At 36.6% G+C, this 15,939-nt stretch carries 9 protein-coding genes, 1 riboswitch and 2 other annotated features; of the genes, 8 read left to right on the forward strand and 1 reads right to left on the reverse strand.

Features of this window, described 5'->3' with window-relative positions:
• Positions 1-209: 209 nt before the first annotated feature.
• A riboswitch (SAM riboswitch) is annotated at positions 210-318 on the forward strand.
• Positions 319-417: 99 nt separating this feature from the next.
• Positions 418-1,251 (forward strand): epoxyqueuosine reductase, encoded by an 834-nt coding sequence (locus CLLU_RS10965; RefSeq protein ID WP_106009829.1) that lies wholly within the window; start codon positions 418-420, stop codon positions 1,249-1,251.
• Positions 1,252-1,320: 69 nt separating this feature from the next.
• On the opposite strand, the gene CLLU_RS10970 is transcribed toward CLLU_RS10965, so the two are convergent.
• A complete protein-coding gene (locus CLLU_RS10970) occupies positions 1,321-2,703 on the reverse strand; it encodes an FAD-binding oxidoreductase (RefSeq protein WP_106009830.1) in 1,383 nt (460 codons plus the stop codon).
• A gap of 265 nt (positions 2,704-2,968) precedes the next feature.
• Between CLLU_RS10970 and modA the strand changes: the two genes are divergently transcribed.
• The 7 genes from modA to ilvC all read left to right on the forward strand — a co-directional run bounded on the left by modA (position 2,969) and on the right by ilvC (position 15,719).
• Positions 2,969-3,784, forward strand: coding sequence for a molybdate ABC transporter substrate-binding protein (gene modA / locus CLLU_RS10975; RefSeq protein ID WP_106009831.1), 816 nt, complete (start codon positions 2,969-2,971; stop codon positions 3,782-3,784).
• 22 nt (positions 3,785-3,806) lie between these two features.
• Positions 3,807-4,493, forward strand: coding sequence for a molybdate ABC transporter permease subunit (gene modB, locus CLLU_RS10980; RefSeq protein ID WP_106009832.1), 687 nt, complete (start codon positions 3,807-3,809; stop codon positions 4,491-4,493).
• 1 nt (position 4,494) lies between these two features.
• A complete protein-coding gene (locus CLLU_RS10985; RefSeq protein ID WP_106009833.1) occupies positions 4,495-5,556 on the forward strand; it encodes a sulfate/molybdate ABC transporter ATP-binding protein in 1,062 nt (353 codons plus the stop codon).
• A gap of 155 nt (positions 5,557-5,711) precedes the next feature.
• Entirely contained in the window at positions 5,712-7,097 is a 1,386-nt protein-coding gene (locus tag CLLU_RS10990; protein WP_106009834.1) for an Ig-like domain-containing protein, read from the forward strand.
• A gap of 265 nt (positions 7,098-7,362) precedes the next feature.
• A complete protein-coding gene (gltB, locus tag CLLU_RS10995; protein ID WP_106009835.1) occupies positions 7,363-11,892 on the forward strand; it encodes a glutamate synthase large subunit in 4,530 nt (1,509 codons plus the stop codon).
• A gap of 14 nt (positions 11,893-11,906) precedes the next feature.
• Positions 11,907-13,343 carry a glutamate synthase subunit beta gene (locus CLLU_RS11000; RefSeq protein ID WP_106009836.1) on the forward strand — a complete coding sequence of 479 codons (1,437 nt, stop codon included), beginning with the start codon at positions 11,907-11,909 and terminating at the stop codon, positions 13,341-13,343.
• 556 nt (positions 13,344-13,899) lie between these two features.
• Positions 13,900-14,097 (reverse strand) — a binding site (T-box leader).
• Between the two features lie 225 nt (positions 14,098-14,322).
• Positions 14,323-14,520, forward strand: a binding site (T-box leader).
• Positions 14,521-14,705: 185 nt separating this feature from the next.
• Complete coding sequence (gene ilvC / locus CLLU_RS11010; RefSeq protein WP_106009837.1) at positions 14,706-15,719, forward strand: ketol-acid reductoisomerase; 1,014 nt, start codon at positions 14,706-14,708, stop codon at positions 15,717-15,719.
• Positions 15,720-15,939 lie beyond the last annotated feature (220 nt).

The following is a 15,939-nucleotide window of genomic DNA, read 5'->3' on the forward strand; positions in this document are numbered from 1 at the left end:
AAAAGACTGGACTGTTTTATTCATTTTTTATGCGATTTTATAAATCTGTGGATAATTCTAAAACTCAAAGTTACCTTATCCACAGTCGTTATCTAGTCATTTCTAAAAAAATGGGGAAACTCTAATTAAAATGACAAGTTGACAAATTGATTAAAACAATATACTATATTTACTATAGGTCATGTGATAATCAAAATTAAATATAAATTTCCTTATCAAGAGTAGTTGAGGGATCGGCCCTATGAAGCTCGGCAACCTGGATATTCAATATTTATCCGATGGTGCTAATTCCAGCAGGTAAAGCCTGAAAGATGAGATATTATCTGAAATGTAAATTTCTATGGTTTCTCTGTAGAAATTTTTTATTTATCTGAAATTTTAAAAGTTTAGTTTTTATAAATTTATGAGGTGACATATATGGCAAATTTTTCGAGTAAAAGTTATAGATTAAAATTCGATATCATAGATAGAGCAAAGAAGCTGCAGATGAATCTGATTGGGTTTGCTCCTGTAGAAAGATGGGAAAAGTACAGGGAAACTGATGAAGAATATTATCCTCAGAACATATGGCCTGGAATAAAAAGTGTCATTGTGCTTGGCACTCAAATATATCTGCCAATGCTTGAGACAACTCCTTCTGTAGTTTATTCAGAGTTGTACAATACAACCAACAGGATTCTAGATGAAGCTGCATATAAAATTGCCAATTATTTGAACACTCTTGGAAAACAGGCATTATTTTTTCCAAGGGACTGCTATGGAGATATTTCTGTTCTTGTGAAGAAACCACAGGCAGCCTTTTCACAGGTATTGGCAGGAAAATATGCAGGTCTTGGGACAATTGGGTATAATCATACTTTGATAACTAAGGAATTTGGCCCCAGGGTAAGGCTGGTTTCTGTTTTAACCGATGCGGTTCTTCCGCCCGATCCGGTTTTGAAGAAAGACCTATGTATTAAATGTGAAATGTGCAGAAAATGTTGTCCAACCTCTTCCTTCAAGACTACGGAAAATTTCATTGCGGATATGGATAAGAAAAAATGTGCGGCATATCATGCCAGGCTTAAAAGTGCATATTGCTATCCCTGTGGAGTATGTATAAAAGTTTGTCCTATTGGAGCCGACAGAAAAATATATGGATATGATGCCAAAAAATATTTAAATGAAAAAGAAGCACTGAAGCAGGATAAAAAGAATCCCGAGTATGCTGGATGGGTGCACTGCAGAGAACATGGTTCTGAACCTGTTTAAGAGTTATAACAAAAAAGAAAGGCAGATTTATTTACAAAAATCTGCCTTTCTTTTTTGTTAAGATTGATATCAGTCAATTATAGTACCTGGATTTAAGATACCATTTGGATCAAAGGCTTTCTTTATGCCCTTCATGATTTCAATTTCTCTTTTTGTAAATTGAAGAGGCATATATTTTTTTCTGGTTTTTCCAGTACCATGCTCGGCTGTTATTGTTCCGCCGTATTTTAGAGCAATCTTATACATCTCCTGCTTGAATTCTTCATAGTAGGAGGGTAATTTTCCGTTGACACTGAGGATGAAATTATGTATATTTCCATCTGCTATATGACCCACTGCTGGAATGCTGGTGTTATATTTTTCTGCCAGTGAGGTTATATCATCAAAAAAATCTGGTACTGATGAAGGTGGAACAGCCATATCCAATCCATCTGCTACATGATCTTTAAAAGGAGTGTAGGCATTGCTCCTTATGTCTAAAAGTTTTTTCTGTTCTTTTGAACTTTCAGCTATAATACTGTCCACAGCATTATGCTGCTCGCATATTTCCACAATTTTTTCACTGCTGGAATATAGTTCATCTTCAGTCTTGCCATCCAGCATAAACATTAAATCCACAGATCCTTTATCGGCAGGCCATGTGGTACCCAGATGTTCCGCAGCTTTTTTGGAAATAGGCCTATCCATGTATTCTACAGCTAAAGGAGTAATTCCCTCCTGCAGTATTTTAGGTACTGAATCGCAGGCGTCACGCCTGTTGTCAAAGGATACTAATAAAGTTCCAGTATAATCGCTTTTTGCGTAGAGCTTTAAAGTGACTTTTGTAATAATTCCAAGAGTTCCTTCACTTCCAATCATCATGTGAAGAAGATCATAGCCCATATTGTTTTTTATAAGTTTTCCGCCGAGAGTAACTATTTCTCCCGTAGGAAGAACCACTTCAAGGGATTTGACATGATTCCTCATGATCCCATGTTTTACAGCTTTTGTTCCTCCGGCATTTTCCATAACCATACCGCCTATTTGTGCACCTTCATCTCCAGGGTGTATTGGAAAGAACAGATTATCCTGTTTATTTAATGACTCCAATAGATCAGCCAGGGTGGCTCCCGCTTCTACTGTGATCATCAAATTTTTTTCATCCAGTTCGATTATTTTATTCAACCTTTCGAGAGATAAAATTATGCTGGACTTTATAGGAACAGCTCCACCGCATACTCCGGTACCTCCCCCTCTGGGAACTACAGGCATGAGAATGCTGTTTGCATATTTTAATATGGAGGATATTTCTTCTGGAGAACTTGGTTTAACCAAAATGCAATCTTCCTCGGGGTGAAGTCGTATTAAAGCTTCGGTTTCATCAGTTAAGTAATTTTGTATTTGTGAGAATTCATTTGTAACCCAATCAGATCCTATAATTTTTTTTAGATTTTCAACTATTTTATTTTTCATAGGTTCACCTCTCAATATTTGATAAGTAAATAATACTACTTTTATACGAAATTGTACATTTCATATATGTAATATATGCATATAAAATGTACTTAAAAATATTTAGATTATTTTAAATAGCTTGACTAAATATTATTTTGATTTTATAATCAAATTATATTTCATGACATAATATAACAAAATGTATTGAAATTAAATTATCTATTGTGTATTGTTATGTCATGTTATATTACAAAAATATAATTTGATAGGGGGAACTATGACAATGGGAAAATCTAAAAAAATATTATCTGTTATCTTGTCTTTGCTCGTTACATTTTTGGTGGTGGGCTGCAGCAGTTCAAGCTCTGAAAATCAAAAAAGTGCTTCGTCTACAAAAAAGGGAAAAGCTGTTACCTTAACCGTATCAGCCGCAGCCAGTTTGAAGGATTCAATGAATGAAATCAAACAACTATACGCTAAGGAAAACCCTAATGTTACAATTAAATACAATTTTGGCTCGTCAGGGTCACTTCAAAAGCAAATTGAGCAGGGAGCACCCGTGGATGTATTTATGTCGGCGGCAACAAAACAGATGGATGAATTGAAGGAAAAGAACCTACTTGCAAATGATACTATAAAGGATTTGCTGCAAAATGACGTAGTACTTGTAGTTCCTAAGGATTCGTCCAATGTTAAAAGTTTTGAGGATCTGGCTACAGACAAGGTTCAAAAGATAGTACTTGGTGAAATTAAAAGTGTTCCTGTAGGGCAGTATTCTCAAGATGTACTTACGAATTTGAAATTAATGGATAAGGTTCAGCCAAAAGCTGTTTACGGTAAGGATGTAAAAGAAGTTTTAACCTGGGTTGAAACGAAAAATGTAGATGCAGGCATTGTTTATAAAACTGATGCGCTGGTATCAGATAAAGTAAAGGTTGTGGCTGCGGCACCTAAAGACTCCCATAAAACTGTAATCTATCCTGCAGCTGTAATTAAAAACAGCAAAAATGCAGATGCAGCTAAAGAATTTCTCAAATTTCTATCAGGAGACAAGGCTAAAACGGTGTTTGAAAAATATGGATTTAAGATTGGGAAATAAAGTATAAAGGTGAGGATTTGCTGTGGACTTTGATATTTCACCAGCATGGATTTCTATAAAGACGGTTTTTGTAGCAACCACTATAACATTTTTTGTAGGAATTATTGCTGCTTATTGGATGAACAATTATAATGGAAAATTGAAAAGTGTTATAGATACTATATTTACACTTCCACTTGTGCTTCCGCCGACAGTGGTCGGGTTTTTCCTGTTATTGCTTTTTGGGAAGAATGGCCCAATAGGCAAGCTGCTGTTGAAATTTGGAAAAACTTTGATTTTTTCATGGGAGGCCACGGTTGTGGCGGCAGCTATTGTAGCATTTCCACTTATGTACAGGACAACCAAGGGAGCCTTTGAACAAATAGATAATAATATTGTAAATGCTGCTAGAACTCTGGGAGTACCCGAGTGGAAAGTGTTCTGGAAAGTCATGCTGCCTTTGGCCTGGCCGGGGATAGGTGCGGCAACGGTTCTTTCTTTTGCCAGGTGTCTGGGAGAATTTGGAGCTACCCTTATGGTGGCTGGGAATATACCTGGCAAAACTCAGACAATTCCAATAGCTATTTATTTTACAGCTGAAAATGGAGAAATGGTAAATGCACTTATCTGGGTTATATTTATTGTTATAATTTCAACAATTATGATTTTTTTAATGAATTACTGGAATGCTCATCAGCAAAAAAATATATATGGTGTTGGGAGAAAATAAAATGGGGCTTTACGTTGATATCAAAAAAAGTTTATATGGATTCAGCCTTGATATTAAATTCAATACAAAAGACAATATTATAGGATTACTTGGAGCATCGGGTTCAGGGAAAAGTATGACACTAAGGTGTATCGCAGGATTGGAGAATCCTGACAGCGGTAAAATTTTATTGAACGGCAAGGTACTGTATGATTCTGAAAAAAAAATAAATGTGTCCCTTCGAAGGAGAAAGGTGGGATTCATATTCCAAAATTATGCACTGTTCCCCAACATGACTGTGAATGAAAATATAAGCTTTGCACTAGAAGGCATGTCGAGAGATGAAAAAAGCAGAGTAGTTCGGGAAAAGATAAACATGATGCATCTGGATGGACTGGAAAATAGATTTCCCAGTCAGCTCTCAGGAGGACAGCAGCAGAGAGTGGCTATTGCCAGGGCATTAGCTGTAAAGCCGGAGGTATTGCTGCTGGATGAACCTTTTTCAGCACTGGACAGCCATTTGAGAAGTAAAATGGAGGAACAGCTCATATATATATTGTCCAGCTACAGTGGAGTTACGGTTTTTGTATCCCATAACCGGGATGAGGTGTATCGTATCTGTAAAAGTATTGCAATAATTAACAAGGGCAGGGTAGAAAGTTATGGTGACAGGGACTACATATTTAAAAGTCCTTCTACTCTTGCAGCAGCACAGCTCACCGGTTGTAAAAATATATCGAAAATTAAAATATTGAATCAAAATACCATAGAAGCTCTGGAATGGGGCTGTACACTTAAGACTGACAAAAAAATCGAGGGCTCTCCTTCATATGTGGGTATTAGATCCCATTATATTACTGTGAGCACGGATTTGCAGAAGGAGAATACTTTTAAATGCCGCGTTAATTATGTAAATGAAGGCCCGTTTACCACAGCAGTTTATTTGGACAGCGTGGAGGAAAAACCTTATGCTAAAACTAAGACATTGCGATGGGAAATAAGCAGGGAAATGTGGGAAGAAATTAAGAATATGGCACAGCCCTGGAATATGTGTATAGAAAGTGAAAAACTTTTTTTGTTCTGAATCATGATATTTTAATAATGCGTAAATGATATGGAATTGTATAATTCACATATTGTTTACGCATTATTAATGCTTTATTCATAGGCCTGTAATCTTAAGGAAATAAAATACCTTGTGTAATGTTTTTTAGAATTTAAGGAAGGGAATGAGTTTTTTTGATAAAACTGCTAAAAAATAGTCTGATATTTGCAGTGGTTATTTTAATATGTCAGCTAAATTATTGCAATTTTGTTTCAGCTGATAGTTCTGTGTCAAGTAATGATTCTCAGCAATACATAACACAGAGTAATTCGGAGACCAAGGAAGATGTACCTGTAGATAAAACATGGATAATAAAATTTAATGAGCCTGTGGATTTGTCATCTGCTGAAAAGAGTATAAAAGTCATAAATAAAAAAACTAATGGACAAGTATCTCTCAGTATATCTTTGAGCAATCATGATCTCTATGTAAATGTGTCGCCAAATAAACCTTATGACACTGACAATGAATACATATTGAGTGTGGATTCCAATTTAAAATCCAAATACAATAGAATTTTAAAAAATAGCTTTACCATGAATTTTAAAACTGTTTCGCAGGTAACAAATGTGGACGATATGAATGTATCTATAAGACAGGGAGACAGCTATACGCTTCCTGATATAGTAACAGCTACCTTGGCTGATGGGAGTGTGAAACAGATAGGAGTCGTTTGGAATAAAAATGTTAATACGGAGGATCCCCCAGGAACTTATACTTATCAGGGAAGTGTGGCCGGGTATGATAAACCTGTGAATTTGAATGTAACTATAAGACCTTCCAATAAAGATGTGGAGTCTGTTGCTTCTACTTCCATGTGGATATGGCAGCTTCAAAGTGAGGTTGACGCCTACGGAGGTATAGATAATTTGATTGCAAAATTAAAATCCATGGGGATAAATAATGTGTGCATAAAATACAATGAAGGTTCAAGTCCTTCAGGAGGGGGAACAAACTTTAGAAATGATTTTTTGAAATATGTGGGAGATTTTAAGCGTGCTGGATTTATAGTAGGTACCTGGGGATATAATTATTTTAATTATGTGGAAAGTGAAGCAAATATTATAATGGAAGCCCTTGACAACAGTGACTACTATGTTTTTGATGCTGAAGATGCTGTAGCTGGGAAAACACAGCAGACGGAGCAGATACTACAAATTATAAGAAATCAGTATCCCAGTGCTATAATCGGATATACATCTTTTCCAATAGTCAGTTATCATCAGGATATACCTTATTCCGTTTTTAATAAATACTGTGATTTTTCTGCACCTCAGACTTATTGGGGAGATATGCAGTGGTCCGTTGCCGCATGTCTGGATGAGATGGCCCGGGAGTATAAATCTTATGGATTGGACAAGCCAATATATCCTGTAATACAGACCTACAATATAGATTATTCGGATTATGACATCTACAGCGGATATAATTTTGAAGCTACTGGATTATGGTCTCTGGACAGTATAGGAAAAACATTTGTAGAATATATAGATGATAATGGAAGCAAATTTAAGCAGTGATTAAAAAATCACTGCTTAAATTATATCGAAAAAATGAAATATTTTTATATATACCTTGCATATAATGAAGAATTGTGATAATATTTGTACTAAAATACCAATAAGAATTATAGCATTTAAGGGGCTTTTAATTAGTACATGTTTAAAGGTTAGAAACAAAGAGTCAAAGTGCATTTTGGGGCTAAAAAAATGCATTTGGCTGTATAGCAAAGCCACCAGTTAACTGGTGGTATTTATTTACAATTTAAAAAGGGGGCTTGTCAACATGAATTGCAACAATGGTTTTCCTTCAAAACAGGGTTTATATAATCCCGAGTATGAGAAGGATTCTTGTGGAGTAGGTTTTATAGCAAATGTGAAGGGAGAAAAAACTCACAGCATTGTAAAAAAAGGTATCCAGATTTTGGTGAATTTAACCCATAGAGGGGCAGTGGGAGCTGACACTAAAACTGGAGATGGAGCAGGTATACTCATTCAGATTCCTGACGAATTCTTTAGAATAAACTGCGATAATCTGGGAATAGAACTGCCAAAGCCAGGTGAATACGGAGTTGGTATGGTGTTCTTTCCTAGAGAAACGGCTCTAAGACTACAGTGTGAAGGCATATTTGAGAGAATTACGGAAAAAGAAGGACAAAGAGTTTTGGGGTGGCGTGATGTACCTACTGACGATAGGGGAATAGGTGAAACTGCAAAAGGAACAGAACCAGTTATAAGACAGATATTTATAGAAAAAAATGCTGAGAATCAAACTGAGTTTGAGAGAAAGCTTTATATAATAAGAAAACAGGTGGAGAATAAAGTAAGAGAAAATTTCAAGGGAACTGCAAATGCATTTTATGTATGCAGCCTTTCCAGCAGAACTATAGTCTATAAAGGTTTGCTTTTGGCTGATCAGATAAAAAAGTTTTATATTGATCTGAATGATATAAATTTTAAAAGTGCCATTGCATTAGTACATCAGAGATACAGTACAAATACATTTCCAACCTGGGACTTGGCTCAGCCATTTAGATATTTGGGACATAATGGAGAGATAAACACCATAAGGGGAAACAGAAATTGGATGAGGGCTAGAGAAGGTGTGCTCAAATCCAAGACTTTCGGGAAAAATATCAAAAATCTTTTTCCAATAGTGGATTCAGGTGGAAGTGATTCGGCTTCTCTTGACAATGTGCTGGAGCTTTTGTACCAGGATGGCAGATCTCTTCCCAATGCGCTTATGCTGCTTATACCTGAAGCCTGGGAAGAAAACAGCAGCACAAAACCATATAAAAAGTATTTTTATGAATATCAAGGTTCATTAATAGAGCCCTGGGATGGCCCTGCAGCTGTTTCTTTTTCTGATGGTATTCAAGTTGGTGCCACTCTTGACAGAAATGGACTGAGGCCTGCCAGATATGTAATAACAAAGAGTGGATTTGTAGTACTTGCTTCAGAAGTGGGAGTGCTGGAATTTAAAAATGAAGATATACTGGAAAAAGGAAAATTAAAGCCCGGTGAAATGTTTTTGGTGGATACAGCCAAAGGTAAAATTATAAAGGATGAAGAGTTAAAGGAGAGGATATGTAAAGCCGAACCTTATGAGAAAATATTGAACAAATTGAGATTTAATCTGGATATGTTTGATACTGTTGTGGAAAAAGAACAGATAACTTCAGAAATATTAAAAGAAAAACAACAGGCTTTTGGATATACTCTTGAAGATCTAAAGAGAATACTTATGCCCATGTCAGTTGAAGGCAAGGAACCGGTAGGCTCTATGGGAAATGACACGCCTCTGGCTGTGCTTTCAAATAAAAACCAGCTTCTTTTCTCTTATTTTAAGCAGCTTTTTGCCCAGGTGACGAATCCTCCTATAGATCCTATAAGAGAGAGACCGGTAATGTCTCTTCTGAATTATATAGGATCCCCTCAGGCCAATATACTAAATGGTGAGATTGCAAAAGATCCCTTTATAGAAATTAAAAGTCCGGTTCTGACGGATGAGGAGATATCAAAGATAAAAAGCTTGAGGAATGAAGATTTTAAAACCACTACGGTTCCAATTACTTTTAAGTGTGATACGGGAATAGAGGGTTTTGAAGCAGCTCTTGATAAAATATGTGAAAGGGCCTCCAAGAGGATAAAGGAAGGATATAATATACTGGTATTGAGTGATAAAAATGTAGATTCCTATGAAGCGGCAATTCCCAGTCTTTTGGCGGTTTCAGCAGTACAGCATCATTTGATCAGAGAAAAGACCCGTACGAAGGTTTCAATTATCGTACAGACCGGGGAGGCCAGGGAAGTTATGCATTTTGCACTGCTCGTGAGTTATGGGGCTTCAGCAGTGAATCCTTATCTTGCATACCAAACCATAGATCAGATGATAGAGGATAAGGATATAACGGATGTAGATGCAAAAAAGGCAAAGCAAAATTATATACATGCCATAAATCAGGGTATATTGAAGGTACTTTCCAAAATGGGGATATCTGCGCTGCAGAGTTATCATGGAGCGCAGATATTTGAAGCCATAGGTTTGGATTCAGAATTTGTGGATAGATATTTTGAAGGTACGCCTTCAAGAATAGGCGGAGTTGGAATTGATGTGATAGCCAGTGAGGTACTGTCAAGGCATAAAAATGCTTTCAACAGGATAAGAAAGCCTGTTTCCCAGCTGGATGCAGGAGGAAATTATTCATGGAGAAGAGGAGGCGAATTCCATCTTTTCAACCCTGAAACTATATATAAACTTCAGGTTGCAGCCAGGACCAACGATTACCATGTATATAAGGACTATGCACGAATCATAAATGAGCAGGACAAAAATCTGTGTACCATACGTGGACTGCTAAAATTTAAAAAAGGAAATAGTATTCCCATAGAAGAGGTGGAGCCTGTAAGTGAGATACTTAAAAGATTTTGTACAGGAGCCATGTCCTTTGGATCCATAAGCAAAGAGGCACATGAGACTATGGCTATAGCTATGAATAGAATAGGAGGACGCAGCAATACTGGAGAGGGAGGCGAAGATCCCCAAAGATACAAACTGGATTCTAATGGAGATTCTAGAAGAAGTGCTATAAAGCAGGTGGCTTCAGCACGTTTCGGAGTTACTGCAGAGTATCTGGTAAATGCAGATGAGCTTCAGATAAAAATAGCCCAGGGGGCTAAACCTGGTGAGGGTGGACAGCTCCCGGGTAAAAAAGTTGACAAGTATATTGCCAGAACCAGACATTCTACTCCAGGGATAGATCTTATTTCACCGCCGCCTCATCATGATATCTATTGTATAGAAGATCTGTCCCAGCTTATATATGATTTAAAAAATGTAAATCCCAAGGCAAATATAAGTGTAAAATTGGTTTCTGAAGTAGGGGTGGGGACAATTGCGGCGGGAGTTGCAAAAGCCCACGCAGATTTAATACTAATAAGCGGTTATGATGGCGGGACAGGAGCAGCACCACTTTCATCTGTAAAACATGTGGGAATTCCCTGGGAACTGGGGTTATCCGAGACTCAACAGGTACTTTTGCTGAACGATTTGAGAAGCAGAGTCAGAATTCAGACAGATGGACAGTTAAAAACAGGCAGAGATGTGGTAATTGCAGCACTGCTTGGAGCTGAAGAATTTGGATTCGCGACTACTGCACTTGTAACCATGGGGTGTACTATGCTTAGAAAATGTCATTTGAATACCTGTGATATGGGTATAGCCACACAGGATCCTGAACTCAGAAAGCATTTCAAGGGCAAACCCGAATATATAATAAATTTTTTGACTTTTATTGCACAGGAAGTACGGGAATATATGGCTGAACTTGGATTTAGAACTGTTAACGAAATGGTAGGGAGAGTAGATATGCTGGAGACAAAGAAAGCGGTCAATCATTGGAAAGCCAAGGGACTGGATTTGTCTACCATCCTGTATAAGCCATATATGCCGAAGAGAATTAAATCCTATTGTGTGATGCCCCAGAATCATGGATTGGACGATGCATTGGACTATAAAATTATTCAGATGGCTGAAGGAGCCATAAATGATAAAATAAAGGTTTCTGCAACCATGGAAATAAAAAATGTAAATCGAGCGGTAGGTGCCATGTTGAGCGGTATAATTGCTAAAAAATATGGAAGCCGCGGTCTGCCTGAAGATACTATTGTACTTAATTTTAAAGGATCTGCAGGACAAAGTTTTGGTGCCTTTGGGGTAAATGGACTTACTTTGATACTTGAAGGTGATGCCAATGACTACGTGGCAAAAGGGCTGTCAGGAGCTAAAGTAATTATAAAAACACCTGAGGAGTCAACTTTTGTGGCAGAGAAAAATATCATAGCTGGAAATACCATTTTATATGGAGCTACTTCAGGAAAAGCTTTCATAAATGGCAGCGTAGGAGAAAGATTTGCAGTGAGAAACAGTGGAGCTACGGCGGTAGTTGAAGGTGTAGGAGACCACTGCTGTGAATATATGACTGGTGGAACAGTGGTTATCATAGGTAAAACCGGTAAGAATTTTGCAGCTGGTATGAGCGGCGGTGTGGCTTATGTGCTGGATGAGGATGATGCTTTTTATAACAGATGTAATTTGCAGATGGTTGAAGTAGAAAAAATTTCAGATAAACATGATATAGACACAGTGTATAAATTAGTACAGGAACACTATAAATATACAAACAGTTTAAAGGCCAAAAATATATTGGATGAATGGGATGTCTATAAAAGTAAATTCAAAAGAATAATACCTGAAGCATATAAGTTCATATTACAACAGACAAAAACAGAAGCAGTTGCTGCTTCTAATATGTAGAGGAGGGCAGCATTATGGGAAAAATAACTGGTTTTAAAGAATATAAAAGAGAAAATCCTGAAAAACGTGATATAAAGGAAAGAATCAAAGATTATAGAGAAATATATTATAGGCTGCCCGAAGATAAGCTTAAGATTCAAGCAGCCAGGTGTATGAACTGTGGAACTCCTTTTTGTAATTGGGGATGTCCTACTGAAAATATAATACCGGATTGGAATGATTTTGTATATAGGAATAACTGGGAAAAGGCTTTTGAAAGGCTCACTCTCACAAATAGCTTTCCTGAATTTACAGGAAGGGTATGTCCGGCCATATGCGAAGGTGCCTGCACTCTTGGAGTAAATAGGGAACCCGTGTCCATAAAGGAAATAGAATTGAATATAATAGAGAAAGCCTTTAAAGAAGGATGGATAAAACCAAATCTCCCAAAAGTGAGAACAGGAAAAAAGGTGGCTGTAATAGGTTCAGGGCCCTCAGGACTTTCAACAGCGTCAGAACTCAATTCAGTGGGACATTCTGTCACTGTATTTGAAAGGGAGGATGAAATAGGAGGTCTCCTTAGATATGGAATTCCTGATTTCAAACTTGAAAAACATATACTGGATAGAAGAATAAATATAATGAAAGAGGAAGGGGTGGAGTTTAGAACAAATATTTATGCGGGCAGAGGAAAGTATTCTGCTGATGAGTTGATTAAAAACTTTGATGCAGTAGTTCTAACGGGAGGCTCTACTATTCCAAGGGATCTTAAAATTCAAGGAAGAGAACTCAAGGGAATACATTTTGCAGTAGATTTTCTGAAACAGCAGAATAAAAGAGTTGCAGGCAAAAAATTAATAGAAGAGGAGATAAACGCAAAGGGAAAAGTGGTGGTTGTCATAGGCGGAGGAGACACAGGTTCTGATTGTATAGGCACTTCCATAAGACAGGGTGCCAAAGCTGTTTACCAATATGAACTGATGCCCAGGCAGCCATTGGTAAGAGATGAAACCATGCCCTGGCCCACCTTTCCAAGAACTCTTAAGGTTACAACCTCCCATGAGGAAGGCTGTATAAGGGAATGGTGCATAAGTACGGAAAAATTTGAAGGCAAAGATGGATGGGTAAAATCCCTTCAGGGGGTAAAAGTTAAATGGCAGAAGGAAAATGGCAGAAGGAAGATGACAAAAATACCTGGTACGGAATTTAACCAAAAGGTGGATATGGTTCTTCTGGCCATGGGTTTTCTCCACCCGAAGCATGAAGGATTGCTAGATGATATGGGAGTGGAGTTTGATGCAAGCGGAAATGTGAAGACAGATGAAAATTATATGACCAGCAAAAAAGGGATATTTGCTGCCGGGGATATGAGGCGCGGTCAGTCTCTAGTAGTTTGGGCCTTAAAAGAGGGAAGAAAGGCAGCACGGCAGGTTGACCGTTACCTTATGGGTGAGACATCTTTAAGGGGATAATGACGGACATTAGTCCAATGATGCTATATTTAAAAAATTAAAATAACTGCAATAAAAATCACTCAAAAAGTTCTGGATATCCAGAACTTTTTGAGTGATAAATCAAGTAATTCTAAAGTTCTTGTAAAAATTTTCCCATTATAAATTTACTGCAAACTCAAAAATCACCTTATTCAGGTGCATAACAGTGCTTATCTCACACTTTAGGAAGCTTAGAGTGTTAGCAACAATGGCAGCACCCGAATAAAACTTATTTTGGTAGATTTACAAAAATAATACAACACTAAATAATAAAGCACATGTCAAAAGATAATATAATACATAATTTAAAGTTCACACACAGTAGATTTTTGACTGTCAGCAAAAATTACCAGTATCTGTTTACTATCAACTGTAAAGTAAATAGACAATGATAGCCTGCAGGTAAAATGTAAAATACAGGAACATATAAATATTCAATTGATTTTAATTATATACACTATAATTTTGAATAAAATAATTGATTAAATAGATGATTAGTATAAAAATATGGTATAAAAAAAGTAGACATTCTTCCTTATGGAGCGAAAGTCTACGCGGTACCACCCAAATTATTACTCGTATGTGTAACGGCTGTGCCGGCATAACTTACTTTATATAAATTTCAGCATGCAACTCGGGAGTGATTTTCAGCAACTTTAGCTTCTGGGTTCTCACCAAATTCCCATTCTCTGAAAGCATATTTTTGCTTACTCTTCTCCGTCAAGGTTTTTTATATTTGTTGCATATAATATACTATAAAAAAATATGCATGTCAACAGTTGATTTTAAAATAAAAAATTTATTTTTTGTATATAATGTAGAAAAAAATAATGCCTAAAAAAAATAAAATTTTTGCAAAAAAACTCTTGACATTCTCTTAATGAGGGATTATTATCGTCACATACACTAAATTTTGATTAAGTAAATTGTTAAAAAGATTTGTATAATGATATAAAGTATAAAGACAATGATGAGGAAGAGTAAATAGGGAATATTTTTTAGAGAGTGAGATTTTGCTGGGAACTCATAAATATAACTATTGAAGGTAGCCTTTAAGTTATGAGCTGAACTTTGAGTAGGCTTTATCGGTAATACCGTTATTATTCTGAGTAAAAATTTTGGGTGGTACCGCGTGGCCAAACTTCTCGCCCCAAGGAGAGAATGTTGGTCATTTTTTTATACAAAATTTTAGGGTTTGAGTTTTTAATTTAGTTGCGCAATTAAATTGAAAAAGGGAAGATATGCTAAATTTAATAGTCATAAAATTTGGAATAGTCATAATGTTTGCTTATTTTTAGATATGGAATGGGCACAAATTAAATTATTTAGGAGGAAAGTATTATGGAAAAGTTAAAAGTTTATTATGATGAGGACGCTAATCTGGCTCTTTTAAAAGGGAAAAAAATAGCTGTTTTGGGTTTTGGAAGTCAAGGACATGCACAGGCTTTAAATTTAAAAGACAGTGGTCTCGATGTAATAATAGGATTATATAAAGGGAGTAAATCCTGGAAAAAGGCTGAAGATTATGGATTCAAGGTATATGAAACAGCTGAAGCTGTTAAGCAGGCTGATATTGTAGCAGTTCTTATTCCTGATGAAAAGCAAAAACAGGTCTATGAGGAAAGTATAAAGGACAATTTGTCAGAGGGAAATGCACTTTTCTTTGCTCATGGATTTAACATTCACTTTAACCAGATAGTTCCGCCTGAAAATGTGGACGTACTTATGATTGCACCAAAGGGACCAGGACACATAGTTAGAAGAGAATATACACTGGGTGCTGGAGTTCCATGTCTTTATGCAGTATATCAGGATTTTACAGGGAAAGGAAAAGATATTGCACTGGCTTATGGCAAAGGAATTGGAGGAACAAGGGCAGGTGTAATGACCACTACATTTAGAGTAGAGACAGAGACAGATTTATTTGGAGAACAGGTAGTACTTTGTGGAGGAATTGTTGAACTTATAAAAGCAGGCTTTGATACCCTTACAGAAGCAGGATATGCTCCGGAAAATGCATATTTTGAATGTATGCATGAGATGAAAATGATAGTTGACTTGATGTATGAAGGTGGAATAAATAGAATGAGGTATTCCATCAGCGATACTGCAGAATATGGAGATTATAAAATTGGAAAGAGAATAATAAATGAAAATACAAGAGCTGAGATGAAAAAAGTTCTTGGAGAAATTCAGGATGGAACATTTGCGAGAGATTGGCTGCTTGAAAATAAAACTGGAAGACCAAAGTTTACTGCAAGAAGAAAACTGGAGCAAAACTCCACCATCGAAAAAGTTGGTAAAGAACTCAGATCTATGATGCCTTGGATAAATGAAAATCCGGATAATGAATAATTTGATGTAAATATGGTATTTGAGGGCTGTCACTGTCTATTCTCTATTTTGGAGAAGCTGGGGAGCTTTGACAGATGTCAGCTTTCGTATGAATAAAAAGGGGCTTTTAAATAATATAGGTACGTGAGGTAAGAAATAGGCAGTATAAGGCTTTACAGAGAGTGGGACAGAGGTGAGAACCTGCAGGCCCAAACTGTTTATATAATATAATGGATTTTAA

Source organism: Clostridium luticellarii, from assembly GCF_002995845.1.
Taxonomy (GTDB): domain Bacteria; phylum Bacillota; class Clostridia; order Clostridiales; family Clostridiaceae; genus Clostridium_B; species Clostridium_B luticellarii.